The sequence below is a fragment of the Nocardioides sp. Bht2 genome, from assembly GCF_047308515.1.
GTDB lineage: Bacteria > Actinomycetota > Actinomycetes > Propionibacteriales > Nocardioidaceae > Nocardioides.
Window position 1 is genome coordinate 93,695 of record NZ_JBLBWI010000004.1, and the last position, 26,165, is coordinate 119,859.

General features: G+C 68.9%; 25 protein-coding genes. 14 read left to right on the plus strand and 11 right to left on the minus strand.

The annotated features are described in order from the left end of the window. Positions 1–51: 51 nt before the first annotated feature. Positions 52–630 carry a hypothetical protein gene (locus ACLM5J_RS08175; protein WP_413655752.1) on the plus strand — a complete coding sequence of 193 codons (579 nt, stop codon included), beginning with the start codon at positions 52–54 and terminating at the stop codon, positions 628–630. A gap of 123 nt (positions 631–753) precedes the next feature. Here ACLM5J_RS08175 and ACLM5J_RS08180 read toward each other — a convergent pair whose 3' ends face one another. Next, a complete protein-coding gene (locus ACLM5J_RS08180; RefSeq protein WP_413655754.1) occupies positions 754–1,311 on the minus strand; it encodes a TIGR03086 family metal-binding protein in 558 nt (185 codons plus the stop codon). Continuing rightward, positions 1,308–2,309, minus strand: a complete 1,002-nt coding sequence (locus ACLM5J_RS08185; protein WP_413655755.1) for a sigma-70 family RNA polymerase sigma factor — start codon at positions 2,307–2,309, stop codon at positions 1,308–1,310. The genes ACLM5J_RS08180 and ACLM5J_RS08185 overlap by 4 nt, the downstream gene beginning before the upstream one ends. A 148-nt stretch (positions 2,310–2,457) precedes the next feature. On the opposite strand from ACLM5J_RS08185, the gene ACLM5J_RS08190 reads away from it, so the two are divergent. Continuing rightward, the gene (locus ACLM5J_RS08190) at positions 2,458–2,838 is read left to right on the plus strand and encodes a VOC family protein (RefSeq protein WP_413655757.1); all 381 of its coding nucleotides are present in this window, start codon (positions 2,458–2,460) and stop codon (positions 2,836–2,838) included. Between the two features lies 1 nt (position 2,839). Here ACLM5J_RS08190 and ACLM5J_RS08195 read toward each other — a convergent pair whose 3' ends face one another. Both ACLM5J_RS08195 and ACLM5J_RS08200 read right to left on the minus strand, forming a co-directional pair. Then, positions 2,840–4,369, minus strand: coding sequence for a glycerol-3-phosphate dehydrogenase/oxidase (locus tag ACLM5J_RS08195; RefSeq protein ID WP_413655759.1), 1,530 nt, complete (start codon positions 4,367–4,369; stop codon positions 2,840–2,842). Then, complete coding sequence (locus ACLM5J_RS08200) at positions 4,366–4,938, minus strand: TetR/AcrR family transcriptional regulator (protein ID WP_413655761.1); 573 nt, start codon at positions 4,936–4,938, stop codon at positions 4,366–4,368. Before ACLM5J_RS08200 ends, ACLM5J_RS08195 begins: the two co-directional genes overlap by 4 nt. A gap of 17 nt (positions 4,939–4,955) precedes the next feature. Between ACLM5J_RS08200 and ACLM5J_RS08205 the strand changes: the two genes are divergently transcribed. The 8 genes from ACLM5J_RS08205 to ACLM5J_RS08240 all read left to right on the plus strand — a co-directional run bounded on the left by ACLM5J_RS08205 (position 4,956) and on the right by ACLM5J_RS08240 (position 14,277). Further along, positions 4,956–6,527: an FAD-binding oxidoreductase gene (locus ACLM5J_RS08205; RefSeq protein ID WP_413655763.1), complete on the plus strand. Its 1,572-nt coding sequence runs from the start codon at positions 4,956–4,958 to the stop codon at positions 6,525–6,527. Next, positions 6,524–7,426 (plus strand): diacylglycerol/lipid kinase family protein, encoded by a 903-nt coding sequence (locus ACLM5J_RS08210; RefSeq protein WP_413655764.1) that lies wholly within the window; start codon positions 6,524–6,526, stop codon positions 7,424–7,426. The genes ACLM5J_RS08205 and ACLM5J_RS08210 overlap by 4 nt, the downstream gene beginning before the upstream one ends. 217 nt (positions 7,427–7,643) lie before the next feature. Continuing rightward, the gene (locus tag ACLM5J_RS08215) at positions 7,644–7,877 is read left to right on the plus strand and encodes a hypothetical protein (protein ID WP_413655766.1); all 234 of its coding nucleotides are present in this window, start codon (positions 7,644–7,646) and stop codon (positions 7,875–7,877) included. Between the two features lie 85 nt (positions 7,878–7,962). Continuing rightward, a complete protein-coding gene (locus ACLM5J_RS08220) occupies positions 7,963–10,278 on the plus strand; it encodes a chemotaxis protein CheA (protein WP_413655767.1) in 2,316 nt (771 codons plus the stop codon). Then, on the plus strand, positions 10,275–10,694 hold the full coding sequence (locus tag ACLM5J_RS08225) for a chemotaxis protein CheW (RefSeq protein WP_413655769.1): 420 nt from the start codon (positions 10,275–10,277) through the stop codon (positions 10,692–10,694). The genes ACLM5J_RS08220 and ACLM5J_RS08225 overlap by 4 nt, the downstream gene beginning before the upstream one ends. Positions 10,695–10,788: 94 nt before the next feature. Continuing rightward, positions 10,789–12,357 carry a methyl-accepting chemotaxis protein gene (locus ACLM5J_RS08230; protein ID WP_413655771.1) on the plus strand — a complete coding sequence of 523 codons (1,569 nt, stop codon included), beginning with the start codon at positions 10,789–10,791 and terminating at the stop codon, positions 12,355–12,357. Positions 12,358–12,364: 7 nt separating this feature from the next. Beyond that, a complete protein-coding gene (locus tag ACLM5J_RS08235) occupies positions 12,365–13,465 on the plus strand; it encodes a protein-glutamate methylesterase/protein-glutamine glutaminase (RefSeq protein WP_413655772.1) in 1,101 nt (366 codons plus the stop codon). Then, the gene (locus ACLM5J_RS08240; protein ID WP_413655774.1) at positions 13,462–14,277 is read left to right on the plus strand and encodes a CheR family methyltransferase; all 816 of its coding nucleotides are present in this window, start codon (positions 13,462–13,464) and stop codon (positions 14,275–14,277) included. Before ACLM5J_RS08235 ends, ACLM5J_RS08240 begins: the two co-directional genes overlap by 4 nt. A gap of 19 nt (positions 14,278–14,296) precedes the next feature. Here the strand turns inward: ACLM5J_RS08240 and ACLM5J_RS08245 are convergent, their stop codons facing one another. From ACLM5J_RS08245 to ACLM5J_RS08260, 4 genes are all read right to left on the minus strand, one after another. Further along, on the minus strand, positions 14,297–14,884 hold the full coding sequence (locus ACLM5J_RS08245; RefSeq protein WP_413655776.1) for a TetR/AcrR family transcriptional regulator: 588 nt from the start codon (positions 14,882–14,884) through the stop codon (positions 14,297–14,299). A 105-nt stretch (positions 14,885–14,989) separates the two neighbouring features. After that, the gene (locus ACLM5J_RS08250; protein ID WP_413655778.1) at positions 14,990–15,682 is read right to left on the minus strand and encodes a pirin family protein; all 693 of its coding nucleotides are present in this window, start codon (positions 15,680–15,682) and stop codon (positions 14,990–14,992) included. A 245-nt stretch (positions 15,683–15,927) separates the two neighbouring features. Next, positions 15,928–17,937 carry an FAD-dependent oxidoreductase gene (locus ACLM5J_RS08255; protein WP_413655779.1) on the minus strand — a complete coding sequence of 670 codons (2,010 nt, stop codon included), beginning with the start codon at positions 17,935–17,937 and terminating at the stop codon, positions 15,928–15,930. Positions 17,938–17,939: 2 nt separating this feature from the next. Beyond that, positions 17,940–18,482 (minus strand): PadR family transcriptional regulator, encoded by a 543-nt coding sequence (locus tag ACLM5J_RS08260; protein ID WP_413655781.1) that lies wholly within the window; start codon positions 18,480–18,482, stop codon positions 17,940–17,942. Positions 18,483–18,606: 124 nt separating this feature from the next. Between ACLM5J_RS08260 and ACLM5J_RS08265 the strand changes: the two genes are divergently transcribed. Further along, positions 18,607–19,764: a CaiB/BaiF CoA transferase family protein gene (locus ACLM5J_RS08265; protein WP_413655782.1), complete on the plus strand. Its 1,158-nt coding sequence runs from the start codon at positions 18,607–18,609 to the stop codon at positions 19,762–19,764. Positions 19,765–19,826: 62 nt separating this feature from the next. On the opposite strand, the gene ACLM5J_RS08270 is transcribed toward ACLM5J_RS08265, so the two are convergent. Further along, positions 19,827–20,675, minus strand: a complete 849-nt coding sequence (locus tag ACLM5J_RS08270) for an RNA polymerase sigma-70 factor (RefSeq protein WP_413655784.1) — start codon at positions 20,673–20,675, stop codon at positions 19,827–19,829. Continuing rightward, positions 20,662–21,255, minus strand: coding sequence for a carboxymuconolactone decarboxylase family protein (locus tag ACLM5J_RS08275; RefSeq protein ID WP_413655786.1), 594 nt, complete (start codon positions 21,253–21,255; stop codon positions 20,662–20,664). The genes ACLM5J_RS08270 and ACLM5J_RS08275 overlap by 14 nt, the downstream gene beginning before the upstream one ends. Positions 21,256–21,423: 168 nt before the next feature. Between ACLM5J_RS08275 and ACLM5J_RS08280 the strand changes: the two genes are divergently transcribed. Further along, a complete protein-coding gene (locus ACLM5J_RS08280; protein WP_413655788.1) occupies positions 21,424–22,098 on the plus strand; it encodes a phosphatidylserine decarboxylase in 675 nt (224 codons plus the stop codon). 5 nt (positions 22,099–22,103) lie between these two features. After that, on the plus strand, positions 22,104–23,045 hold the full coding sequence (gene pssA, locus ACLM5J_RS08285) for a CDP-diacylglycerol--serine O-phosphatidyltransferase (RefSeq protein ID WP_413655790.1): 942 nt from the start codon (positions 22,104–22,106) through the stop codon (positions 23,043–23,045). A gap of 27 nt (positions 23,046–23,072) precedes the next feature. Here the strand turns inward: pssA and ACLM5J_RS08290 are convergent, their stop codons facing one another. Then, on the minus strand, positions 23,073–23,507 hold the full coding sequence (locus ACLM5J_RS08290; protein WP_413655792.1) for an Lrp/AsnC family transcriptional regulator: 435 nt from the start codon (positions 23,505–23,507) through the stop codon (positions 23,073–23,075). Between the two features lie 263 nt (positions 23,508–23,770). Here ACLM5J_RS08290 and ACLM5J_RS08295 point away from each other — a divergent pair, with 263 nt between their 5' ends. Beyond that, positions 23,771–26,107 carry a transketolase-like TK C-terminal-containing protein gene (locus tag ACLM5J_RS08295; RefSeq protein ID WP_413655793.1) on the plus strand — a complete coding sequence of 779 codons (2,337 nt, stop codon included), beginning with the start codon at positions 23,771–23,773 and terminating at the stop codon, positions 26,105–26,107. Positions 26,108–26,165: the final 58 nt, after the last annotated feature.

A 26,165-nucleotide genomic window follows, 5' to 3' on the forward strand; every position in this document is an offset into this window, starting at 1 on the left:
TCGGCGGTTGTGCGCTGGATCACGTTCCAGTTCCCGTCCTGAGGAGTGTCCATGAGACCGCAAACCGAAGTCAGTCGCACCCGAAGTCTTGGCCGTCACCTCGGCCGCAACGCCGTCGCCTACCTGGCGCTCTTCTTGGTGGTGGCCATCTCGCCGCTGCCGTCGTGGGCCGCGAAACAGATCGGCTCCGCGCAGATCAAGAACGGTGCGGTCACTACCAAGAAGCTGGCGAACAACGCGGTGACCAGCAAGAAGATCAAGAACGGCCAGGTCACCAAGGCCGACCTGGCGCCCGCTGCTCGTGGCTACACGAAGTTCGTGACGGTACGGGAGACCGTCGCGGACTTCGACAACGGTGAGTCGACGTCGCGGTCGGTCCGCTGCGCGGAGGGCGCTGTGGCGATCGGCGGCGGGGCATCGGTGTCCCCGCCCGGACTGCTCTTCCTGGGCGGTAGTGCCGGCCAGGTCGGCCACAGCATCCCGGTCACCTCGTTCACGCTGATCAGCCCCACCGGAACCGCGCCTGCGGGTGACGGCGCCGCGCCGATCGGTTGGCGCACCGAGGTCACCAACGACACCGGCGAGAACGACCGGACCGCCTCGTTCTGGGCGATCTGCGCCAGCAAGTAAGGCGGAGCCGCAGTGCGATGGCGGTTGTTTGCTGTCACCTAGCGGCAGCGAACAACCGCCATCTTGTGCCGGTCCTGAGATCGTCTCGCAGCTGGAAGAACTCCAGCGGCTCGGGACCTGCGCTCAGCGGCCGAGCAGTGCCAGCAGCCGGACGCCGGCAGGGGCGTCGGGCGGGACGGGGAGCGGCGGTGCGAAGCGGCCGACGCGGTCGGCGCTGGTGAGCAGGAGGTGGGCGGCGGGCATCAGGTCTTCGGCCAGGTGCTGGGGGATCGGGGCTGGCGATCGCCCGCGGTCGGCCAGGGTGGCGGCGACGTCCCAGCCGTGGACGGCGACCTCGAGCGCGGCGGCATGGAGGAAGACGTCGCTGCTGAGACGGGCATCGGCGATCCGGACCGCCTCGGTCGGTGCCTGTTGCCAGGCCTTCAGTAGTGCTCGGGCCTTGGCACGAACGTCGAGCAGCGCGATGCCGGTACGCGGCGCCGCCGTCACGGCGACCAGACCGTCGCTCGCCTCGGTGAAGGCGTCCATCCCGTCGGCCATGTGGTCCAGCAGGTCGCCCAGTGTCCAGCCCCGGCACGGTGTGGGTAGTGCGGGCGAGGCCCTGTCGGCGCCGCGAAGGGCGCCGCAGGTGAACTCGATCGCCTGACCCAACAGCGCCACCGGTGCGGTGGCGGCGATCATCGCCCAGCGGCCGGGGCAGGAACCCGGACGTCCAGGTCCGCGGTGTGCAGTACCTCGGGCAGTCCGAAACGGGCGAAGAGGGTGGGGCTGAAGAAGACCGAGACCCGAGCCACCCGGTCGCCGTCCAGGTGCAGCACCTGCAACTGGAACGGGGTGAAGGTGCCGTCGCCCTGAGCCATGTAGAGCCCGAAGGCGGGTTGGCCGTTGGCGAGGGTGGCTCGCATCGGCATCTCGTGCACCCCGCCGGGGCACTGGGTGTTGATCAACTCGCCGATGGTCACCGCGCCGCGGTACCAACCGATGAACGGTGGCATCTCCCAGACGGCGTCGGCGGTCAGCAGGTTGACGATGCGGGCGATGTCCTTGTGCCAGAAGGCGTCGACGTACTCCTCCAGCATCGCGCGTTGGCGGACGTCGAGGTCGTTCTCCACGGTGTCTTCGGCGAGCCCGGCGGCCGCGAGGCCGGCATGGGCGCGCTGCAGCGCCGAGTTCACCGCAGCGGTGGAGGTGTCCAGCGCCTCGGCGACCTCCTTGGCCGACCAGCGCAGCACGTCGCGCAGGATCAGCACCGCCCGCTGACGGGCGGGGAGGTGCTGCAGCGCGGCGACGAAGGCCAGCCGGATCGAGTCCCGCTCGGTGACCTGGACGGCGGCGTCCGGGATCGGCTCGAGCCACGGCACCTCGTGGTCGCTGATCAGCTCGTCGCTGGCCTGGGAGTCGGCTGTGCCGAGCCCCGTCGGCAACGGACGCCGCTGCTTGCCGTCGAGGTTCGTCAGGCAGACGTTGGTGGCGATCCGGTAGAGCCAGGTGCGAACCGAGGAGCGCCCCTCGAAGCCGTGGAAGGAACGCCAGGCACGGAGATAGGTCTCCTGCACGAGGTCCTCAGCCTCGTGGGCCGACCCGGTCATCCGGTAGCAGTGCGCCAGGAGTTCGCGACGATAGCGGTTGGCCATCTCCTGGAAGTCGTTCTCGGTCTGCGGTGAAGCGCTCGTGGTCACGTCTGCCTCCTGTGCTCAGTGTGCCGGGTGGGAAGACCGATTCCCAAGGAGAAACTCATCGGCGCTGCGACGATGAATTCTCCGAACGCCGTCAGTCGAACCAACCAGAGCGGCACCGTGGGGTGCCGCGCCACCAGGAGGCACCGCCATGAATCGCATGATCTTCCCGAACCTGCCCGTCGCCGATGTCGCGAAGAGCCGTGAGTTCTGGGGCTCGCTCGGCTTCACCTTCAACGCCGATTTCAGCAGCGAGGAGGCGGCCTGCATGGTGATCAACGACCAGGCCAGCGTGATGCTGCTGCAGAACGACTACTTCCACTCGTTCCACAAGACCCAGCCCGCGACCGGTACCGAGACGCTGATCTGCCTGACCGCGCAGAGCCGCGCCGAGGTCGACGAGCTCTGCACCAAGGCGGCTGCGGCCGGGGCCACCGACACCGAGGAGCGCAACGAGCAGGGGCCGATGTACGGCGGTTCGTTCCGCGACCTCGACGGTCACCTGTGGGAAGTGCTCTGGATGGAGATGTGAGTCAGCGACCCGCGATCGTCAACGCCCGCTCGGCGGCAGGGGTCGCGGCGGCACGGTCGACGGCGACCATGCCGACCCTGGTCCGACGCTCCAGCAGGTCCTCGACGTCGTAGGCGCCCTCATGGGTGACGCCGAAGATCAACTCGGCAAGGGTGATCGGGATCTGGTCGGTGATCGGGGCCAGCAGTTCGGCGTCGCTCAGACCGGAGACGGCGCGGGCGTCGGCCAGGACGTAGTCCGCCTCGGTGCCGAAGCGACGGATCAGGCGGGCCGGCCCTTCGAGCTCGGCCAACTCGGTGCGTGGTGCGGCGCCCAGCAGCGGCGTCTCGCGGGTCACGCAGGCGCCGGGGGCCAGACCGGTGGCGTCGACGGCGTCCTCGGCCATCTTCCGGTACGTGGTCAGCTTGCCGCCGACGACGGTGATCACGCCGGTCGGCGAGGTCAGCACCGCGTGTTCGCGCGAGAGATCGGCGGTCGAGCCGTCGTTGTCCAGCAGCGGACGCAGGCCGGCGTAGGCGCCGACCACGTCGTCGCGCCGGAGCGGACGGTCGAAGGCGGCGGAGACGACATCGAGCAGGAAGCCGATCTCGGCTTCGGACGGTTCGGGAACGTCCGGGATCTCTTCGCCGTCGACCGGTTCGTCGGTGAGCCCGACGTAGTACTGGCCGTCGGGCTGCGGCAAGACCATGATGTAGCGGTTCAGGGAGCCGGGCACCGGCACGGTCACGGTGGCGCGGACGCCGGGAAGCGTCTCGGCGCGGAGCACCAGATGGGTACCGCGACTCGGCCGGAGCCGGACCGGGACCAGGCTGCCGGCCCAGACGCCGGTCGCGTTGATCACCGCGCGGGCGGTGACGGTGCGCAGTTCGCCGGTGGTCTCGTCGCGCAGCTCGACGCTGGTTCCGGTGGCGCTCAGGACTCGAGCATGGGTACGAACCACGGCGCCGTGGGCGGCGGCGGTGCGGGCGATGCAGGTGACCAGCCGAGCGTCGTCCTCGAGTTGGCCGTCCCAGGAGAGCAGGCCCCCGCGGAGCCCGGCGGAGCGGAGACCGGGAGCCAGCGCCAGCACCTCGGCGGCCGAGACGCGGCTCGGGCGGGGCAACGTGTGCGGCGAGGTGCCCGCGCCACGGCGGAGCAGGTCGCCGGCGGTGAACCCGGCCCGGGCGAGGCCTGCCTGGACCCGGGAGACCTGGGAGAGCAACGGAAGCAGCATCGGCATCGCGTGGGTGAGGTGCGGTGCCGTGCTCTCCATCAGGATGCCGCGTTCGACAGCGCTCTCATGGGCCACGCCGACCTGGCCGCGAGCCAGGTAGCGGAGGCCGCCGTGGACCAGCTTCGAGGACCAACGGGAGGTGCCGAACGCCAGGTCGTGCGCGTCGACGGCCAGGACCGAGAGGCCGCGGGTGGCTGCGTCGAGAGCCACCCCGGTCCCGGTCACGCCGAGCCCGATCACCACGACGTCGACGTTCTCGGGCACCTCGGCGGTGCCGACGCCGATCCGCCCGGCACTGCTGGTGGCTAAGGCCTTCACGGTTGCAACGCCTTGGTCAGCATGGTCTCCACGGCTTCATCGAGTTGGGCCAGGCTGACGGAGTCGTCGGCCATCGTGGCTGCCGACAGCGCGGGGCCGTGGGCGAGCAGGAGCAGGGAGCGGGCCACCAGGTGCGGGTCGCCGCCGGTCACGGTGCCAGCCTGCTGGCCCGCCGCGATCCGGGCGGCGAGCACCTGCAGGATCGCCTCCTGGCTGCGGCCACGCCGGTCCAGCAGGTAGGGCAACAGCAGTTCGGGGTCGACGTCGAGGATCCGACGGAAGAGCGGGTTGGTCCGCAGGGCGCCGATCACGGCCAACGAGCCGGAGGCGATCGACGCCGGCGTCGGCGGCGATACGTCGCCGTCAGGTAGGACGGCGGCGACGACGCCCCACTCGCGGGTCATCAGGTCGGCGAGCAGGGTCTGCATGTCCGGCCAGGTCCGGTAGATCGTCATCCGGGAGACCTCGGCCCGGCGCGCCACCTCGGTCAGGGTGGTGCGCCGCCACCCGACGTCGAGGATCGAATCGCGGGCTGCGTCCAGATAGCTATTGTGACGAAGTGACGTCATGTGTAACAGTGTAACGCGTGACCCGAGAAATGCACCCCGCCCGGTGGGGCGACCCGAAGCTGGCCGGCGCTCTCCCCGACTCCACCCGCGAGTTGGTGGAGTACGCGTTCGGCGTCCAGGATCGACCGGCCGTCGAGGTCGTCGCCGTTCCGCCGAGCGCATTGAGCGAGGAGATCCTCGCCGAGCTGCGCGGGATCGTCGGAGTCGAGCAGGTACTGCTCGATGACGAGACCCGCCGACTGCGGACCCGCGGCAAGTCGACGCCCGACCTGCTCCGGGCGCGTTCCGGTGACCTGGCCGACGCCCCCGACGCTGTGGTCCGCCCCGCCGATCACCAGCAGGTGTTGGCGTTGATCGAGCTGGCTCAGCGACACCGGTTCGCCCTGGTGCCGTTCGGTGGCGGAACCTCGGTCACCGGCGGACTCGTCGCCCGACGCGACGACGTCGTAGGTGTGGTCAGCCTCGATCTGATCCGGATGAAGGCGCTGCGCGAGGTCGACCCGATCTCGATGACCGCCGTCCTCGAGCCGGGGCTGCGTGGCCCCGAGGCCGAGGCGCTGCTCGCCGAGCACCAGATGACCCTCGGCCACTACCCCCAGTCCTTCGAGTACGCCTCGATCGGCGGCTTCGCGGCAACGCGTTCCAGCGGCCAGTCCTCCGCGGGCTACGGACGCTTCGACGCGCTTGTGGTCGGCCTGGAGGTCGCCACCGCCAAGGGCACCCTGGTCCTGGGCAGCTCGCCCGCCAACGCGGCCGGTCCCGACCTGCGTCAGTTGATGCTCGGCTCCGAGGGTGCCTTCGGCGTGATCACTGCGGTCCGCGTCCGGGTCCGTGCGCTGCCCACCGTCAAGCAGTACGAGGCCTGGCAGTTCCCGAGCTTCGCCGACGGTGCGGACGCGATGCGCCTGCTCGCCCAGAACGGCCAACTGCCGACCGTGATCCGACTCTCCGACGAGAACGAGACGGCACTCAACCTCGCCAGCCATTCGAACGTCGGGGGCGACACCGTCACCGGTTGCTTGATGGTGATCGGCTTCGAGGGGACCGATGTCGAGGCGGTCGCTGCCAAGCGCGGCGCCGTCGCCGCCCTGCTGACGCGAGCCGGTGGTGAGGAGTTGGGCGCCGAGCGTGGCGAGGCGTGGGTGCAGGGCCGGTTCGCGGCGCCCTACCTGCGTGACGCCCTGCTCGACGCCGGAGTCCTGGTCGAGACCTTGGAGACGGCGACCTTCTGGTCCAAGCGCGACGAGGTCTATCAGGCGGTGCGGGACGCTTTGGTCGCAGAGTTGGGGGAGAAGGCTCTGGTCCTCTGCCACATCTCGCACGTCTACGAGACCGGCTGCTCGCTCTACTTCACGGTCGCTGCTCCCGGCGGCGACGAGCCGTTGACGACCTGGCTGGCAGCGAAGGCCGCCGCCACCGAGGCGATGGTCGGCCACGGTGCCACGGTGAGCCATCACCACGCCGTCGGCAGCGACCATCGTCCGTGGTTCGCTCGGGAGATCGGCCCGGTCGGCGTCGACATCCTCCGTGCGGTCAAGGCGGAGCTGGACCCGGCCGGCGTGCTCAACCCGGGAGTGATGATTCCGTGAGCGATGCGCGGCGGTTCAGTTTCTTGGTCAACCCGACCTCCGGCGGCGGGGCTGCCCCGGGGGCGGTGGTGCCGGTGGCTCGACTGCTGCGCGATGCCGGCGCGGAGGTCGAGGTCACCTATTCGCCCGGGCCGCGAGCGACCAGCGACCTGGTCGCTGCAGCCGTGGCCCGCGGCGACGTGGTGGTCTCGGTGGGTGGCGACGGGATGCTCTCGTCCATCGCCGGCCAGGTCGCGGCCGGGGGTGGCCTGCTCGGCATGGTTCCGGCGGGACGGGGCAACGACTTCGCGCGGATGTTGGGTATCCCCAACGACCCCACCCAGGTGGCGCGGATCCTGCTGGAGGCCGAGCCGAGCGCCGTCGACCTGATCGAGGTGACGACGCCGAACGGCGAGGTGATCCAGGTTGCCGGTTCCGTCTACGTCGGCGTGGATGCCCGCGCTGCCGAGATCGTGGACGGCGCCCGATGGCTCCCGCGCAAGCTGCAGTACCCCTATGCCGCGATCCGGGCGTTGGCGACGTTCCGCCCGGTCCAGATGCAGGTGATGCTCGACGGTGAGCGTCGTCGCGTGGGAGTGGCGACGGTGGTGGCAGCCAATTCTTCGTTCTACGGCTCGGGCATGAAGATCGCTCCGGACGCCGTCGTGGACGATGGACGTCTAGACGTGGTGCTGATCGCGGCTGCCAACAAGCTCGACCTGATCCGGTCGTTGCCGAAGGTCTACGACGGCGCTCACGTCCAGTTGGACGAGGTCACGGTGCTGCGTGGGCAGGAACTTGTGCTCGCGGCCGAGGCTGCGGTGGCGGTCGGCGGAGACGGTGAACCGCTCGGTTTGCTGACTCCTGGGGCGGAGATCCGGATCGCCATCCGCGCGGGGGCGCTCAACGTCCTCAAGTGACACAAATGTCACCCGGTGTCATTTCCGGCCTTAGGTCCAGAGATGGCTTATGATCCATATATCGGCGTAGTTCGACTAACTCGCCAGTAGCTTTCAGGCGAGGCGAAACATTCACCCATCGGCTTGTGCCGCTGGGATCTGAGCCTTTCGCCGGGTGACTATGGTCCCATTGTTTTTCCGCGCGACGCTGCTCGTTTGAGCGTTAGCGTTTCGGCCCATGCGCCATGAGATCGAAGTCGAAGTCCTCCTCGATGGAGGTGACGTCACGCGTGGCGTGATGCTCGATCAGCGCATCACGCCAGACCACGACCGGTATGCCTGGGTCTACCTCGAGGCAACCGGTCGTAAGGCGTGGGTGCCGATGGCACGGGTCAGCTTCGGCGGCCACGTACCGGCCCCGCGGCTCGGCGAGGCCGAGCGGTACACGTGCGGCATCCGTCGCCACCGCTGAGCGTCCCTGGAACTTTCTCGGACCCAGTGCCGAGGCCGTTCGGTCAGCCCTGCCCCGCAGTCGGCTGCCGCGCGTGACAGAAACGATGAGAGGCAACACCCCGTTGGACGAGATCGACGAGATCGTCCAGGAATTCCTCGTGGAGAGCCTCGAGAACCTGGACCAGCTCGACCGAGACCTGGTCGCGCTGGAGCGCGAGCCTGGCTCGCGTGACCTGCTCGGCAGCATCTTCCGCACGATCCACACGATCAAGGGCACCAGCGGCTTCCTGGCCTTCGGTCGGTTGGAAGCGGTGACCCATGTCGGCGAGAACCTGCTTGCCCGCCTGCGTGACGGCGAGATGTCGATGACGCCGTTGACCACCGATGTGCTGCTGCACATGGTCGACGTCGTCCGCGACCTGCTGGCCTGCATCGAGCAGGGTGGCGACGAGGGCGAGACAGACGTCAGCCCGGTCGTGGAGCGGATCACCGCCACGCTCGAGGGACGGGAGACGGAGCTCGCCGCACCGCAGAGCGAGCCGATCGCGGAACCCGCCTCCGAGCTCGACGCAGAGTCGTCAGCCGAGCCGGGACAGGTGGAGGCCCCGACCGGCACGGGACTCGTGCCGGTGGCTGAGCACGTGCCTCTCCAGGTCTTCGGTGGGGTGCTTCCCGAGCCGGTCCTGGAACGCCTCGCGGAGCCGGTCGCCGAACTGGCCGAGGAGACGAACGGACGACGGAGCATCTCCGAGTCGTCGATCCGCGTCGACGTCGACCTGCTCGACTCGCTGATGCAGTTGGTCGGCGAGTTGGTGCTGACCCGCAACCAGATCGTTCGTCAGGCCGGCGATCAACAGAACGTCGAGCTGATCCGTTCCGCCCAACGGCTCAACCTGATCGCCTCTGAGCTGCAGGAGGGCGTGATGAAGACCCGGATGCAGCCGATCGACAACCTCTGGGCCAAGCTCCCGCGCGTCGTCCGCGACCTCGGCGCCCAGTGTGGCAAGGCGGTCTCACTCACGATGGTCGGCCGCGAGACCGAGTTGGACCGGTCGCTCCTGGAAGCGGTCAAGGACCCTCTTACCCACTTGGTCCGTAACGCCGTCGACCACGGTCTGGAGAGCACCGAGACCCGCCTCGCCGCCGGAAAGACGGCCGAGGGCGTGGTCACTCTGCGGGCGTACCACGAGGGCGGCCAGGTCGTCGTCGAGGTCAGTGACGACGGGGCCGGGATCGACCCCGAGCGGGTTGCTGCCAAGTCGCTCGACCGTGGGCTGCGTACCTCCGCTCAGCTCGCCCAGATGACCCACGCAGACATCCTGCAGTTGATCTTCCTGCCCGGCTTCTCCACCGCCGCCGCGGTCACCAACGTCTCCGGGCGTGGCGTCGGGATGGACGTGGTGAAGACCAACATCGAAGGGATCGGCGGGACCATCGAGGTCGAGTCGGCCGTCGGTCGCGGGACCACCTGTCGGCTCCGGATCCCGCTGACCCTGGCTATCGTCCCCGCCCTCATCGTGGAGAGCGCCGGCGATCGTTACGCCATCCCCCAGCTCAGCCTGCTGGAGTTGGTCGCGCTCGACCCCGAGCGCGCCGAGAACGAGGTCGAGAACGTCAACGGCGCCTCGGTCTACCGGCTCCGCGGCACCCTGCTGCCGCTGGTCAGCTTGGCCGACGTGCTGGAGGTCGAGTCCGAGCGCTCCGACGGGCATGTCCTGATCGCGGTACTCCAGGCCGAGGGAAAGCGTTTCGGGCTGGTCATCGACCGGGTGTTGTCGACCGAGGAGATCGTGGTCAAGCCACTCAACTCCCAACTCAAGGCGATCGGCACCTATTCGGGTGCGACCATCCTCGGCGACGGACGCGTGGCGTTGATCCTGGATGTCCCCGCCTTCGCTCGCAAGGTCTTGAACACGGAAGTGCTGGAGAGCAGCGAGGACGGCGGGGAGGACACCGGCACAGGCTCCGGGGAGACCCTGCGGCTGCTGGTGGCGGGCCTCGGCGAGAACCGGCGCGTGGCGATCGCGCTGTCATCGGTCACCCGGCTGGAGACCTTCGCCCACACCGCGGTCGAGCGGGTCGGTAGCCGCGAGGTGGTCCGCTACCGGAGCAGCATCCTGCCGGTGGTCCGACTCGGCTCCTACTACGGCGTGATGAGCGATCGTGATCGCGACGAGTTGGTCGTGGTGATCTACACCGTCGGTGACCGCAGCGTGGCGATGGTGGTCGACGAGATCATCGACATCGTCGACGAGGTCACCGAGTTCCACGACGACGTCACCGACCGGGGCGTGCTGGGTAGTGCGCTGGTCCGGGACCGGCTCGTCGAGGTCCTCGATGTGCGCTCCGCGATCATGGCCGTGGACCCCGAGTTCTACCGTGGCGAACCGTCCGACTCCGACTACCAGGAGGCGATGTGAGGAGCCGCCTGGTCACCTTCACCCTCGAAGGAAACCTTTACGGCGTTGACGTCCACGCCGTCCAAGAGGTCCTCCGCGGTCAGCCGCGGACCCGGATCCCGTTGGCGCCGGACACCATCGCCGGACTGATCAACCTGCGTGGACAGGTGATGAGCGCGATCGAGCTCCGTGCTCGGCTCGGGCTTCCTGCGCGCGCGGGGGACCACGAGCCGATGCTCGTGGTCGTCCGGGTAGCGGGCGAGGCTATCGCCCTGCTCGTCGACAGCATCGGCTCGGTCGTCGACGTCGACGAGGGCCAGTTCGAGCCGCCTCCGGACACCCTGGTCGGGCCCGCCCGGGAGTTCCTGTACGGGGCCTACAAGCTCGAACGGCAGCTCCTACTCGCGCTCGACGTCGAGCGCGTCGTCGCCGCCTGAACCGAACCCGACCGCCTGTCTGGCTGACGACCGTTGCCGGTCGCGGCCGAAACCACCCTGCCTCCAACTGCTGTACCGACCCCGAGGATCTCTCTTGTCTCTCAACATCACCTGGACCGTGGGCCGCCGGCTCGCTGCGATCGCCGGTATCGGCGCCGCCACCACCCTGATCGTCGCCGGAGTTGCCTACAACGGGTTCCATGAACTCGAACAGGACGCCGAGCGGCTGCAGGCGTTCGAGAGCGGCCTGAGCCTGATGCACGCCTTGGACACCCGCGCCAGCGAGATCAAGGTCACCGCGCTCAAGTCCGTTGCCTACAAGGAGAACGCGAAGCTCGCCGACGACATCGACGAGGACACCGCGGAGATCAACAAGCTGGTCGAGGAGATCGGCACGCTGGACCTTCCGAGCACGGAGGAGCAGGCGGCTGAGTTCCGCGGTGCCTGGGCCGCCTACATCGACGCGATGGACACCTTCGTCGAGAGCGCCATCGCAGACCGTCCGGCCGCGCAGGCCAGGGTCGACGAGATCCAGAAGTCCAACGACAACATGGACCTGTTGATCGGCGGCACCATCGACGCCCTGGAGGAGCGGGCCAAGGTGGCGCGTGGTGAGCGGGTCGACACCCGCAACCGTGCTTCGATGCTGCTCTACGGTGCGTCGGCCTTCGGCCTGATCCTGCTCGGCGTCCTCGCCTACCTGATCGCCCGCTCGATCACCCGCCCGCTGCGCGCCATTGTGGACGCCCTGACCCAGTTCGCCAAGGGCGACCTGAGCCAGCGGGTCGAGGAGAAGTCGGCCGCCGAACTCGGCGAGCTCGAGCGCGCACTGAACACCTCGATGACTTCAGTCTCCGAGATCGTGACCACCGCCCAGGGCTCGGCCGACGCCGTCGCCGCAGCAGCCGAGGAGCTCTCCGCCTCCTCGCAGCAGATCGCGGCCGGTGCCGAGGAGACCTCGGTCCAGGCCGGCGTCGTCTCCGGAGCTGCGGACGAGGTCTCGCGCAACGTGCAGACGATGGCTGCCGGCGCGGAGCAGATGGGCGCCTCGATCCGCGAGATCGCCTACTCCGCCAACGAGGCGGCGCGGGTCGCTTCCCAGGCCGTCGGCATGGTCGAGACCACCAACGTCTCGGTGGGCAAGCTCGGCACCTCCAGCCAGGAGATCGGCAACGTGGTCAAGGTGATCACCTCGATCGCAGAGCAGACCAACCTGCTCGCCCTCAACGCCACCATCGAAGCCGCCCGCGCCGGTGAGGCCGGCAAGGGCTTCGCCGTCGTCGCCAACGAGGTCAAGGAACTCGCCCAGGAGACGGCGCGGGCCACCGAGGACATCGCCCGCCGGGTCGAGGCGATCCAGGCCGACACCACCGGTGCCGTCGACGCGATCGGGGAGATCGCCACGATCATCACGTCGATCAACGACTACCAGCTGACCATCGCCTCGGCCGTGGAGGAGCAGACCGCCACCACCAACGAGATGTCGCGCAACGTCGCCGAGGCGTCCACCGGCTCGGGCGAGATCGCGGTCAACATCGGTGGCGTGGCCACGGCGTCGACCTCGACCACCCAGGCGGTCAACCAGACCCTGGCCGCGATCGGCGAGCTCGCCGAGATGTCGGGCGGGCTCCGTACCGAGCTCTCCCACTTCCGGCTGAACTGACCGAAGGATGACACCGATCAGGGTGCTTGTGGTCGACGACTCGGTCGTGATCCGCAAGCTGGTCTCGGACCTCCTCTCCGCCGATCCCGATATTGAGGTGGTCGGGACCGCGGTGAACGGGCGGGCGGCGCTGCAGAAGGCCGCCACGCTCAAACCGGACCTGATCACGATGGACATCGAGATGCCGGAGCTCGACGGCATCGAGGCGGTACGTCAGCTACGGGCGTCGGGGAGCCGGATCCCGGTGATCATGTTCAGCACGCTCACCGAACGTGGGGCCACGGCCACCCTGGATGCGCTCGCCGCGGGTGCCAGCGACTACGTCCCCAAGCCGGCCAACGTCGGCAGCGTGGGGCGTTCGATCGAGCAGGTCCGGGAGTCGTTGATCCCGAGGATCAAGTCGCTGGTGCCGGGTTCGCCGAGCAGGCTCCGGCCGGTGGGCGTGACCCCGGTGGCCAAGCCTCAGGTCGTCCGGCGGGCCGCGGCGCCGCGGCCCGCCGGAGGCTGCCGCCTGGTCGCGATCGGCTCGTCGACCGGTGGCCCGGAAGCGTTGAGCAAGTTGCTCGGCCAGCTGCCGTTGCTCTCGGTACCGGTCGCGGTGGTGCAGCACATGCCGCCGATCTTCACGCTGCAGTTCGCCCGGCGGTTGGACCGGCTCTACGGCGTCGAGGTGAGTGAGGCGACCGATGGGCAGGTGCTTCGGCCCGGGACGGTCTGCATCGCGCCGGGCGACCACCACCTGGAGGTGCGCCGCGAGGCCGGGCAGTTGGTCGCGCGGTTGCACCAGCAGCCGCCGGAGAACTTCTGTCGCCCCGCCGTCGACGTCCTGTTCCGGTCGGCCGCCACGGCGCTCGGCGGATCGGTACTCGGCGTGGTGCTGACCGGCATGGGCTCCGACGGTTGTCGCGGTGCGCGCGACATCGTCGACCGGGGTGGCAGCCTGATCGTGCAGGACGAGGCCAGTTCGGTGGTCTGGGGCATGCCGGGTGCCGTCGCCGGTGCCGGATTGGCCGAGGAGATCCTGCCGCTGGGTGAGTTGGCCACGGAGATCGTCCGTCGGGTTCCGCAGCTGGCCAGCGGCGGTTCGCCGCTCGGGGCACGTCTATGACGATCAGCCCGCAGTCGTTCAGCTTCGTGCGGGAGTTGGTCCGTGCCGAGAGTGCCATCGTGTTGGAGGCCGGCAAGGAGTACCTGGTCGAGTCGCGGCTGGTGCCGCTGGCCCGCGCGGCCGGGCACCGCGACGTCGACGCCTACGTCGATGAGCTGTCGCGGCGGCGGACGCCGGCGCGGCTCAAGAACGTGGTGGAGGCGTTGACCACCAACGAGACCTCGTGGTTCCGCGACGCCGAACCGTTCGCGGTGTTGCGGAACACCGTGCTGCCGACGCTGGCCCGGTCACGCCCGGACCGCTCGTTGCGGATCTGGGCGGGCGCGTGCTCCAGCGGCCAGGAGCCGTACAGCATCGTGATGACGGCGCTGGATATGCCCGAGTTGGCCGGCTGGAGGATCGAGCTGTTGGCTACCGACCTCTCGGAGGAGATGATCGACCGCGCGCGGGGTGGCGAGTACTCCCAGCTCGAGGTGAACCGGGGGCTGCCGGTGACCAGTCTGATCAAGCACTTCGAGCGGAGCGGCCCGAGTTGGCGGATCAACCAGTCGATCCGGGATCGCGTGCAGTTGCGTCAGCTGAACCTGACCAGGCCCTTCCCGATCCTGGGCCGCTTCGACGTCGTCTTCCTCCGCAATGTGCTGATCTACTTCGATCGGGAGACCAAGCGGGACGTCCTGCAACGGGTCCGCCAGGTGATGGCGCCCGACGGGTATCTTTTCCTGGGAGCAGCCGAGACCACGATGGGTGTGGACGAGGGCTGGGAGCGTGAACTGCTCGGGCGGACCTCGGTCTATCGACCTCGGTCATAGTGTCCCGTGTCGGAACTGGTCAGGACCCGACGACCTCGAAGGCGCTCATCGCCCGGTCGAGCAGGCGCGGCAGAGACTTGTCGGGGTGTACCGCCCAGATCGCCTGCGCCGTGCTGAGACAGGTGATCGCTGCTCCGGCCACGGCCAGCGGGCGCGGGTCCTGGTCGAAGGGCACCGTGGTGCGCGGCAGCCGCTTGGCGACGAGCGGAGCCATCCGGGTGACCCATCGGCGTTCGCGCTCGGCGAGCGTGCTCCGCAGTCCGGGCTCGCGCATCATCCTGATCAGGGCAAGGCTCCGCTCGCGCTGGAGCTCGTGCGCCTCCAGCATCGGCACCAGAGCTGCCCGGACGGCGGTCCAGGCGCCTTCCTCGGCGGGGCGCGCGCTCAGCATCGCGGCGACCTTCTCGTCATGCTCGATCAACCGGATCAGGATGAGCTCTTCCTTGGTGGCGAAGTAACGGAAGAAGCTGCGCCGCGACATTCCGGCTGACTCGGCGATCTGGTCGACCGTGGTCCGCTCGAAGCCGTTGTCGGCGAAGAGGAGCCAAGCGCTGGTCAGGACTTCGTCGCGCACCGCTTCCCGGGTGCGTTCGCGCAGTGTGGACATGAGGTCTCCTTGACCCGTTGCTATCCGTCAGGTTTGGCACTGAATGTCGGCAGTGGCCTCAGGTGCCTAGTATGCCGCCGAATCGGTCGCGGCGCGCTCCGTCTTCTAGGCGAAGGTCCAGAGCAGAAGCTCGCTCGCCGTGGCCGTGACCACCTCGGCCTGCTCGTCACGGAATCGGACGGCGTCGCCCGCGTCGAGATCGACGGTGCCGCCGTCATGGCTGAGCCGGGCCGTTCCGGAGGCGACGAAGAGGTGCGCGAACGGCGTCGAGGGCACGGTGAGAAGTTCGCCGGCGCCGGGGCGAGCGGCCCACAGGGTGGCGCCACCTGCGCGGAGTCGGGCGGCGGCGTCGTGACCGGTGCCGGCGGCGACCGGCGTCCAGGATGCGTCGAGTGCGAAGGAGCCGGTCGAGTAGCGGGGCTCCCCGCCCGGCTCATCGGGCAGCACCCAGGCCTGGATGAAACGGGTGGTTCCGGCGGCGGGGTCGACGGTCTCACTGTGCCGCAGACCGTCTCCGGCCGACATGACCTGGGCCTGACCGGCCAGGAGTTCGCCGGTGTTGCCGCGTGAGTCGCGGTGGGACAGGGCGCCTTCGAGGACCCAGGTGACGACTTCCAGGTGGGAGTGCGGGTGCTCGTCGTAGCCGTAGCCGGGTGCGATCAGGTCGTCGTTGTGACAGACCAGCAGTCCGAAGCGGAGATTGTCCGGGTCGTAGGCGCTGCCGAAGGAGAACGAGTGGCGGGTCTGTCGTCCCTCGACCTGCTCGGCGGTGCGTTGGCCGCTGCGGAGAATCAGCACGGGCTGAACCTACCCGGCGAGCGGTCCTCCCAGCCGCGGGAACCTACTCAGCGGCTGAACATGACCAGAGAGTTTGAAAGCCCCGAACGGACCAATCGGGGGGTGTGGTCCGTCCGGGGCAGCATAGGGGGTTGGCATCCTTGGGACGTCCAACTGTTTAAACTTTAATCGAGCGGCATGTGCTATGCCAGTCGCCGCAACGTGTGATGCGTCACCCTCCCGCCGTCCGCCACGAGCGGCGAGAGTCAGAGACGTGCGGCGAGTCGGGTGCCCTGGTTGATCGCCCGCTTGGCGTCGAGCTCGGCAGCCAGTTCGGCGCCGCCGATCAGGTGGTGGCTGGGGGCCGCGGTCGCGCCCGCGAGGTCGTCGAAGAGCCCACGGACAGACTCCTGGCCGGCGCAGATCACCACGTGGTCGACGTCGAGGATCTGTTCCTCGCCGTCGATGGTGATGTGCAGACCCGCGTCATCGATCCGGCGGTAGCTGACGCCGGAGAGCTGGACCACGCCGGAGTCCTTGAGCAGGGCCCGATGGGCCCACCCGGAGGTCTTGCCCAGGCCGATCCCGATCGGGGTGGTCTTGCGTTGCAGGAGGAAGACCTCGCGACTCGACTTGCGGGGCGCCTTGTCGGTCAGGCCGCCGACCACGTCGTCGCCCTTGCTGACGCCCCAGTGGTCGAGCCAGTCGTCGGTGGTCTCTGTCGGGTCGTGGGTCAGGAAGTGGCTGACGTCGACGCCGATCCCGCCTGCGCCGATCACCGCGACCCGTGCTCCCGGCGTCACCGCGCCGCTGAGCACCTCGGGGTAGCTGAGCACCTTGGGGTGGTCGATTCCGGGCAGCTCCAGCTCCCGGGGGCGGACGCCGGTCGCCACGATCACCTCGTCGAAGTCGGCCAGGTCTGCAGTCGTCGCCGTGGTACCCAGGCGGAGCTCGACGCCGAGTCGGTCCAGTCGCGCGGTGTAGTAGCGGATGGTCTCGCGGAAGTCCTCCTTGCCGGGGATCTCGGCGGCGAAGCGGAACTGGCCGCCGATGCTGGCCTCGCGCTCGAAGAGGGTGACCTTGTGCCCCCGCTCGGCAGCGGTGACGGCGGTGGAGAGGCCGGCCGGTCCGGCGCCGACGACGGCCACTGAACGCCGGGTCCGGGTCGGGCCGATCAACAGGGTGGTCTCATGGCAGGCACGCGGGTTGAGCAGGCAGCTGGCGACCTTGTTGCGGAAAGTGTGGTCGAGACAGGCCTGGTTGCAGGCGATGCAGGTGTTGATCTCGTCGCCGCGATCGGCAGCCGCCTTGTTGACGAACTCCGGGTCGGCGAGCAGTGGCCGGGCCATCGAGACCAGATCGGCGTCGCCGGTGGCCAGGATCTGCTCGGCGAGCTCGGGGGAGTTGATCCGGTTCGAGGCGCAGACCGGGACCGAGACGACCTTCTTCAGGCGCGCCGTCCAGGGCACCCAGGCGCCCTGGGGGACCGCGGTGATGATGGTCGGGACCCGCGCCTCGTGCCAGCCGATGCCGGTGTTGAAGACGCTCACTCCGGCCGCCTCGAGGGCTCGGGCCAGGGCGGCGATCTCGTTCCAGGTCTGGCCGTCCTCGACCAGGTCGAGGAGGGAGATCCGGTAGATGATCGGGAAGTCGGGGCCGACCAGGGCGCGCGCCCGCCGGACCACCTCCACCGGGAAGCGCATCCGCTTCTCGGCGCTGCCGCCCCACGCGTCGGTCCGGTCGTTGGTCCGCGCCGCCAGCATCTGGTTGATGAAGTAGCCCTCCGACCCCATCACCTCGACGGCGTCGTATCCCGCCTTCTTGGCCAGGGCGATGCTCCGCGCGAAGTCGTCCGCGGTCTGGTCGATCGCCTTGCTGGACAGGCGCTTGGGTCGGAACGGGGTGATCGGCGACTTGCGGTTGGAGGCGCCGGCGTTGAAGGGGCTGTAGCCGTAGCGGCCGGCGTGGATCACCTGCAGTGCGATCGCGCCGCCCTCGGCGTGGACCGCATCGGTGATCTGGCGGTGGCGCTCGGCGTCGATCCGGGTCCGCATCTCGCCGGCGAAGGGCTTGAGCCAGCCGCGTCGGTTGACGGCGAAACCGCCGGTGATGATCAGGCCGACGCCGCCGCGGGCCCGTTCGGCGTAGAAGGCGGCGAGCTTGGGCAGGTTCCAGGCAGCGTCTTCGAGCCCGGTGTGCATCGAGCCCATCACCACGCGGTTGCGCAGTTGGAGCGGCCCCAGGGCGAGCGGTTCGATCAGGTGCGGGTAGGGCATGGTCACTCCTTGGCGGTGTGCGCGGTGAGGTACTCGGTGAGCCAGTCGATCCAGAACTGTTCGAGGCGGAGGCCGCCGCGGAGCACCAGGTAGTGGTCGAGATCCTGGGTGTCGAGCGCGGCGGGTTCGGGGTAGTCGCGGGCGCAGAGCTGTTGGTAGAGGTCGCGCCGGGTCAGGTGGTCGGCGATCAGCCGCCGGACGTCGTCCAGGATCACGGCCCGGTCGTCGGCGTAGGAGGCTCCGCGAAGCCGGACGGCGAGGTCGCTGCGGGCGGTGAGCGGCGCGGTGGGCTCGGCCAGCCAGCGGCGTAGCTCGGCGTGGCCGGCGGGCGTGACGACGTAGACCTTCTTGTCCGGCCGATCGGACTGGTTGACCACCTCGGAGGCGAGCCAGCCCTGGTCCTGCATCCGGGCCAGAACCCGATAGATCTGCTGGTGGGAGGCCTGCCAGAAGAAGCCGATCGAGGCGTCGAACCGCCGGGTCAGTTCGAGGCCCGCGCCGGCGCGTTCGGCGAGGGAGACCAGGAGGGCGTGTTCGAGGGCCACGCTCCGAGAATGCCCGCTATGCAACTAGTTGCATAGCGACTGTGTCCCGCGTCACAGCAAACTAGAACAGGTTACTGATTGGTCGCCCCTCCAACTCTGACACCAGATCTGTCACAATCGCGCCATGACTTTCGAACTCGGTCAGGGCACCGGCCCGCTGCGCGGCATCAAGGTTGTCGAGATCGCCGGTATCGGCCCCAGCCCACACGCCTGCATGATCCTCGCCGACCTCGGCGCTGACGTGATCCGCATCGAACGCCCCGGCGGCCAGATGCTGACCGGCGGCTCGACCGACCTGCTCAACCGGGGCCGGCCCAGCGTCGCGCTCAACCTAAAAGACCCGGCGGCCGTCGAGACGGTGCTGACCCTGATCGAGGACGCCGACGTCCTCGTCGAGGGGATGCGCCCCGGCGTCACCGAGCGGATGGGGATCGGCCCGGACGAGTGCCTGGCCCGCAACCCGCGCCTGGTCTACGGCCGGATGACCGGCTGGGGTCAGACCGGGCCGTTCGCCCAGGTCGCCGGCCACGACATGAACTACATCGCCATCACCGGCACCCTGCACGGCCTCGGCCAGGAGAAGGGCAAGCCCCAGTTCCCCGGCAACCTCGTCGGCGACTTCGGCGGCGGCTCCACCTACCTGGTGATCGGCATCCTCTCCGCCCTCCTGGAGGCGAAGGTCTCCGGTCAGGGCCAGGTCGTCGACGCCGCGATCGTGGACGGCACCGCCAACCTCAACGCGATGGGCGCGGCGTTCCTCGCCGGCGGCGGCTTCGTGGAGGAGCGGGCCTCCAACCTGCTCGACGGCGGCACTCCCTATTACGACATCTACGAGACGTCCGACGGCGAGCACATGTCGGTGGGTTCGCTGGAGCCCCAGTTCTACGAGCTGCTGATCGACCTGCTCGGCGTCCGCGAGACCGCGCCGGACCGCTACGACCCGGCCAACGCCGAGGCGCTGCGGGCGCTCTTCACCGAGACGTTCCTCTCCAAGACCCAGGCCGAATGGGTGGAGATCTTCGAGGGCACCGACGCCTGCGTGGCCGGGATCATCCCGATGAGCGCCGCGATCAAGCACCCGCACATGGCTGCCCGCGAGGTCTTCGTGGAGCACCACGGGATCGTTCAGCCGCAGCCGGCACCGCGGTTCTCCCGGACCGCCGCGACCCTGTCGCACCCGCCGGCATCGGGCCCGGGCGTGCACACCCGCGAGGCGTTGACCGCCTGGGGGATCGCCGACGTCGACGCTCTGCTGGAGAGCGGCGCCGCCGTCCAGCCCTAGCTCAATGTGACCTCAGCGCTTGGAATCGTGCCGAAACCGAGCGCTGAGGTCACATCTAGCGCTCAATTCTGCGAGCGGGCCAGCTTGTCGGGGTTGCGCTGCACGTACAGCTCGGTGACCAGGCCGCCCTCCACGCGGAAGGTCGCGATCAGATCGACCCGGCCATCGAGGGTCATCTGGAAACCCGGCCAGCCGTTCACCTCGACGGCCTCGAACTCGGCGCCCGCTGGCCAGACGCCGAGCAGGAAGCGCCAGACCTTGTCCTGGCCGTGGATCGGGCGCAACGCGGCCTTCACCTTGCCGCCGCCGTCGGAGTAGAGGACGACGTCGGGAGCCAACGCCTGGATCAGTTGCTCGATCTCGCCCGACTCGATGGCGCGGCTGAAGCGGCGTGCGACCTCCTCGTGTTCGCTCCGGCTCACCGTCGTCCGCGGCCGCCTCTCGCTCACGTGCGCCCGCGCCCGGCTGGCCAGTTGTCGAACCGCGGCCGGGGTGCGGTCGAGCGTCGTCGCGATCTCGTCATAGTCGAAGCCGAAGACCTCGCGCAGGCAGAAGACCGCCCGTTCCAGCGGCGACAGCGACTCCAGGACCACGAGCATCGCGAACGAGACGGAGTCGGCCAGCGCCACGTCGTCGGCGACGTCGCCACGGGTGATCAGCGGCTCCGGCAGCCACGGCCCGACGTAGGTCTCCCGTTGCCGGGTCACGGTCCGCAGCCGGTTCAGCGCCTGTCGGGTGGTGATCCGGACCAGGTACGCACGCGGGTCGCGGACGCCGTCGGGGTCCACCTCGGACCAACGGAGCCAGGTCTCCTGGACGACGTCCTCGGCGTCGGTAGCGGAGCCGAGCATCTCGTAGGCCACGGTGAAGAGCAGACTGCGGTGGGTGAGGAACGGGTCAGTACCGGTCAACGGGCACCTCGCATCGGTCGGCGAATCCCTGGCTGCGCAGGCCGAGGGCGGCGTTCATCCGGGAGCGTTCGTTCTCCACGGCCACCATCATCGTCAACTCGACGAAAGCCTTGACGCCGAGTGCGTCACGGAGTGTCGCGGCCATCTCGTCGGTCACTTCGGGCGGCGTCGCCGTCATCGCCTCCGCGTACTCCATCACCTGCCGCTCGAGAGGGCTGAAGACGCCGGAGTCGCGCCACCGGGGGACCTCGCGCAGGCGGCTGGTGTCCAGCCCTTCGGAGTGCGCGGCGTAGTACCCGAAGTCGAGACACCAGCTGCAGCCGATCACTGCGGCGCTGCTCATCACCGCCAGGGTCTTGAGGTCGGGGTCGAGGCTCTTGAGCCGGCTCACGCCGAACTCCATGCCGAGGGAGGCACGGAAGACACCGGGATGGTTCCAGGTGGTCAGCACCACGTCCGGGACCTCGCCGCCGTAGGTGCGTCGCGAGAGCCAGGAGACCAGGCGGCCGAAGATGCCGCGAGGCTCGAGCATGGGGACCCGCGCCTCGGCGCGGCGCTGGCTGGTCTCGATGGTGGTCATGGTTCCTCCGATGCTCGGCGGCGAGGATCGCCGCGGTCGAACACCAGACACCGGTCGGTGCGGATCTGTGACATATGCGGGTCAGGCCGCTTGATAGGCACGGGCCGGGTAGGTTGTCACGCGGGTGTCAGGGGTCCGCCCCGGGCCCGCCCGAACTGAGGAGTACGCGTGAACGGCAAGGCAACCACCATCGATCGCGAGGCCATCGTCCCCGCCGTGGTCGGGGCGATTCCCAGTGCTGTCGCGTTGGCGACCGGTCACCGCCGTATCGCAGCGGCCCTCCTTGCGTTGCCGGTCGGCCTGGTCGCCTTCTTCCGGGACCCGCAGCGCAGTTCGGACGTCACCCCCTTGGACGAGGACACCGTCGTCGCCCCTGCGGACGGCAAGATCATGTACGCCGGCCCGGCCCAGCCCGAGGTCGCCCCCGAGGGGGAGTGGCAGCAGATCAGCATCTTCTTGTCGGTCTTCGACGTGCACATCAACCGGGCGCCGTACGGCGGCACCGTGGAGTCCGTGCACTACCGCCCCGGCCGGTGGCTGGCCGCCTACAAGTTCGAGAGCGCCTTCGAGAACGAGCGCAGCGACATCACGATGGTCCGGACGGTGCGCGGCGAGGAACGGCGTTACATCTTCCGTCAGATCGTCGGCCTGGTCGCCCGGCGTGTGGTCACCCGGGTGATGGCCGGCGACACGGTGGCGACCGGCGAGCGGATCGGCCTGATGAAGTTCGGCTCCCGGATGGACATCTTCCTGCCGCCGCACGTGCAGTTGACCGTCGAGTCCGGACAGCGCACCGTCGCTGGTGAGACGGTCATCGCGCAGTGGCCGGGTGCGGCCCGCTGAACGCCATGAACGGGCGCCCCTTGCGACGTCGCCGGATGTTCGCGCGCTGGCGGATCCAGTCGCACTCCGGCGCCGACGTCGTCTCGTTGCGTCAGTTGGGTGCGAAGGAGCAGTTGCGGGTCACCGCACCCTCCTTGATCACCACGCTGAACATGGCGTGCGGCTTCTCGTCGGTGCTGCTGGCCACCAACGGTCACAGCCTGTGGGCGGCCGCGTTGATCGCGTTGGCGATCATCTTCGACATCGCCGACGGCGCCGTGGCCCGGCTGGTCGGCGCTACGTCGCCGTTCGGGATCCAGCTCGACTCGCTGGCCGACCTGGTCTCGTTCGGCTTGGCGCCCGCCGTTCTGGTCTACACCTGGGTTCTGCCGGACCATCCGTGGTTGGCGTGGGCGGTGGCCTTCCTGTGGCTGGCCTGCGCCGCGTTCCGGTTGGCGCGGTTCAACTTCACCATCGACCCCACCGACGACAAGCGGTACTTCACCGGACTGCCCAGCCCGGCGGGTGCCGCCGTGGTGATGTCGACGGTGTTGGCCCTCGACAGCCCGGACGTCGCCGACCTGGGTGTCGGTCCGTCGATCCTGGTGCCGCTGCTGATCAGCGTGGTCCCGGCCTGGCTGATGGTCAGTACGATCCGGTTCCGCTCGTTCCGCAACCTGCTCTCGCCGCAGAACTCGCGGGCCCGGGTGATCACCGGCGCGGTGATCGCGGCCGTCGTGATCGGCCTGGTCTTCGCGCCCGCCACCACCACGTTCGTGGTCGCCTACTGCTACATCCTGACGGCGCCCCTCGGCGTCCTGACGGCCCCCGTGCGCCGTCGTCTCTACGGGGAGGAGTCGGTGGCCCCGCCGCGGCAACGTCAGCAGTCGGTCTTCCTGCCGCTCGCCGGTGATGACGAGTTCGACACCGCCGAGGCAGACGACTGCGACGAGGACCAGGACGTCTGAGCACCGCGTCCGAGTGCTCGGACGCGGTCATTGCTGTTCGAGCGCGCGGTCCCATTCGTCCATGACGATCAACGTCTTGGTGCCGGCGACCAGACCGGTCCGCCGGAGGCCGTTCACCACCTCCTGCAGGTGGTGAACGTCGCGGACCTGAAGCTTGATCAGGAGATCGGGGTCGCCAGAGATGGTGAACGACTGGACGACCTCGCGTATGCCGCGCAGCACCTCCACGAGTTGGCCGGTCTCGGTTGATCCGTTGAGGCGGACCTCGGTGAAGGCCGTCAGTCCGCTGGCAGTGGGCTCGACGATGGCGGTGTAACCGCGGATCAGGCCGTCGGCCTCCATCCGGGCGATCCGGCGTGCGACGGGTGCCGCTGAAAGGCTGACCGACCGAGCGATGTCGCTCAATGGCAGCCGAGCGTTCTGGCGCAGGAGACGGAGGATCTCGGTGTCGATCTGGTCCACGGCGCCGAGCCTAGATCATGCGTGTAGCGCATGAAAAGAGCGCCTAGGGGCGAGGTGGCCCGCTCGGGATTCTGCGCTTCTTGTTGGTTTCGGGCTCTGCGCTATCGCATCTGGCGCGAGCCTGCGAGCCTTCGCAGCGGTGCAAGAAACATCGGTCACGCCCGCTCGTCCCACCACGGAGAAGCGGTTCGGTGGCGCCGCTCGTGCACCATCCCTGCGCGTGCGGCGCCGCACCCCTCCCTCGTCCACGATTGGTGCCGAAGATGTCGCAACTCCAGGCCGAGCCGCAGATCGTTCCCGCGGCCGACCCCGAAACGCTCAACGAGATCGCCGCGAAGGTGCGTTGGCTCGCCACCTCCATCGTCGACGCCGCCAATCGGCGTCGCCCCAATTCGACCGGCGTCAAGGTCGGCGGCCACCAGGCGTCCAGCGCCTCGATGGTCGAGATCATGACGTCGCTCTGGTTCGCCGAGCTCGACCACACCGACCGGGTCTCGGTGAAGCCGCACGCCTCGCCCGCGCTCCATGCGATCAACTACCTGTTGGGACAGATCGACGAACGGCACCTGGACAAGTTGCGGGAGAAGGGTGGGCTTCAGTCGTACCCCAGCCGGTTGAAGGATCCGGGAACCGTCGACTTCTCCACAGGATCCGTCGGGATCGGTGCGACTGCTCCGCTCTGGGCCGCCGTCTCCCACCGTTACCTGCGTTCCCGGTTCGCCTCGACGCCGAGCGCGGGTCGATTCGTGAGTCTGCTGGGTGACGCCGAACTCGATGAGGGCGCGATCTGGGAAGCGGTTGCCGACCCCACCATGTCCCAGCTCGGCGAGGTGCTGTGGATCGTGGACCTGAACCGGCAGTCGTTGGACAGGGTGGTCCCCGACATCCAGATCGCCCGACTGCAAGGGATGTTCGAGGCCGCCGGGTGGCAGGTGATCACGCTGAAGTGGGGGCGCACCGTTTCGGCGCTCTTCGAACAGCCGGGGGGTGACGAACTCCGCCAGCGGCTCGAGTCGATGACCAATGAGGAGTATCAGCGGATGCTCCGTGCTGACGAGTGCGAGCTCGTCCAACGCTTGCTGGGTACCGACAGCAGTGCCCAGCTGCGGGCCATGGTGACCGGCATTCCGGTGGCAACGCTCGCGATCGCGGTCCGTGACCTTGGTGGGCATGACATCGGGCTGCTGCTGGAGACCTACCGTCGCGTCGACGACCACCGGCCCACTGTCGTCTTCGCCTACACGGTGAAGGGGCGCGGTCTGCCGATCGAGGGCCATCCGAACAACCACTCGGCATTGCTCACCGAGGAGCAGATGATCGACTACGCGGAGCGGACCGGGAACTCGTTGGAGGCGCCCTGGGCCAGGTTCGCCGAGCAGAGCGCAGCGCAGCGCCTCTGCGTGCAGCGGGCTGGCCTCTTGGAGCGGGCGTCGCTGCCGCAGAGCAAGCCGACCGTTCTGCCGGCGACCTTGGGGTACGCGCACAAGTCGTTGATCTCGACCCAGGCGGCACTCGGTCGCTTGCTCTCCGACCTGGCCCGGGTGGCTCCCGAGACTGCCGCGCGGATCGTCACCTGTAGCCCCGATGTCGCCTCTTCGACGAACCTGGGTGGCTGGATCAACAAGACCGGGGTCTGGTCCGCGTCGGACCGCCGGGACTGGTTCGCCGACGACAAGGAGAGGATGCTTCGCTGGTCGGAGGCGACCTCGGGCCAGCACATAGAACTGGGGATCGCTGAGGTCAATCTGGTCTCGTTGCTCGGCGAACTCGGGGCGACCTGGAGCCGTTGGGGCGAGCGCCTGATCCCGATCGGCACGATCTACGACCCGTTCGTCACGCGGGCGCTTGAGCCCTGGTCGTACGGGATGTATGCCGGCGGTCAGTCGATCCTGGTCGGGACGCCGTCGGGTGTCACGTTGGCACCTGAAGGTGGCGCGCACCAGTCGATCACCACCCCGTCAGTGGGATTGGAGCAGCCGGGCTGCGTGTCCTGGGAGCCGGCGTTCGCCCAAGACCTCGAGTGGACGATGCTGCACACGATCGACAGTGTGGGGATCCCGGGCGGGACCTCGGCGTACTTCCGGTTGACCACCCGACCGCTGGCGCAGTCCTTGGCTGCGTTGCCCAGCGACCCGAACCTGATCGAGCGACGCCGCCGCCACGCGCTGGCGGGCGGCTACCGGTTGAGCGGCGACGCCGCGCGCGACCAGGTGACCCTGGTCGGCGTCGGCGCGATCATGCCGGAGGTCTGCGCCGCGGCCGAGACGTTGGCCGCGGCCGGGGTGGAGGCAGGGGTGCTCGTGCTGACGAGTCCCGATCTGGTCTACCGCTCGTTCGACCGCCGTGGCCGGGTCGCGGCTCAGAGCGATGGCTCCATCGTTGACGTGCTCTTCCCCGCCGAACTCAGGGCTCCGATCGTCAGCATCCAAGACGGCCATCCGCACACGTTGAGCTTCCTCGGTGCGATCCGCGGTGATCGGTCCATCAACCTCGGCGTTCGTGGCTTCGGCCAGTCCAGCAATCTTGACGACGCCTACGCCCTGCACGGCATCGACACGGCCTCCATCGTCGACGCCGCCCTCACGCTCGTCGGGCGCTGACGAAGCCGACTGGCGTGGCCACTCGAACCGGGTGATCCCTGGCCGCTAAGCCACCTGC

What these genes read in the sequence shown, in the direction of transcription:
- ACLM5J_RS08175 (WP_413655752.1), top strand. Translation starts at nt 52, where the DNA reads ATGAGACCGCAAACCGAAGTCAGTCGCACCCGAAGTCTTGGCCGTCAC.
- ACLM5J_RS08180 (WP_413655754.1), bottom strand. Translation starts at nt 1,311, where the DNA reads ATGATCGCCGCCACCGCACCGGTGGCGCTGTTGGGTCAGGCGATCGAG.
- ACLM5J_RS08190 (WP_413655757.1), top strand. Translation starts at nt 2,458, where the DNA reads ATGAATCGCATGATCTTCCCGAACCTGCCCGTCGCCGATGTCGCGAAG.
- ACLM5J_RS08200 (WP_413655761.1), bottom strand. Translation starts at nt 4,938, where the DNA reads ATGACGTCACTTCGTCACAATAGCTATCTGGACGCAGCCCGCGATTCG.
- ACLM5J_RS08215 (WP_413655766.1), top strand. Translation starts at nt 7,644, where the DNA reads ATGCGCCATGAGATCGAAGTCGAAGTCCTCCTCGATGGAGGTGACGTC.
- ACLM5J_RS08220 (WP_413655767.1), top strand. Translation starts at nt 7,963, where the DNA reads ATGAGAGGCAACACCCCGTTGGACGAGATCGACGAGATCGTCCAGGAA.
- ACLM5J_RS08235 (WP_413655772.1), top strand. Translation starts at nt 12,365, where the DNA reads ATGACACCGATCAGGGTGCTTGTGGTCGACGACTCGGTCGTGATCCGC.
- ACLM5J_RS08240 (WP_413655774.1), top strand. Translation starts at nt 13,462, where the DNA reads ATGACGATCAGCCCGCAGTCGTTCAGCTTCGTGCGGGAGTTGGTCCGT.
- ACLM5J_RS08245 (WP_413655776.1), bottom strand. Translation starts at nt 14,884, where the DNA reads ATGTCCACACTGCGCGAACGCACCCGGGAAGCGGTGCGCGACGAAGTC.
- ACLM5J_RS08255 (WP_413655779.1), bottom strand. Translation starts at nt 17,937, where the DNA reads ATGCCCTACCCGCACCTGATCGAACCGCTCGCCCTGGGGCCGCTCCAA.
- ACLM5J_RS08265 (WP_413655782.1), top strand. Translation starts at nt 18,607, where the DNA reads ATGACTTTCGAACTCGGTCAGGGCACCGGCCCGCTGCGCGGCATCAAG.
- ACLM5J_RS08275 (WP_413655786.1), bottom strand. Translation starts at nt 21,255, where the DNA reads ATGACCACCATCGAGACCAGCCAGCGCCGCGCCGAGGCGCGGGTCCCC.
- pssA (WP_413655790.1), top strand. Translation starts at nt 22,104, where the DNA reads ATGAACGGGCGCCCCTTGCGACGTCGCCGGATGTTCGCGCGCTGGCGG.
- ACLM5J_RS08295 (WP_413655793.1), top strand. Translation starts at nt 23,771, where the DNA reads ATGTCGCAACTCCAGGCCGAGCCGCAGATCGTTCCCGCGGCCGACCCC.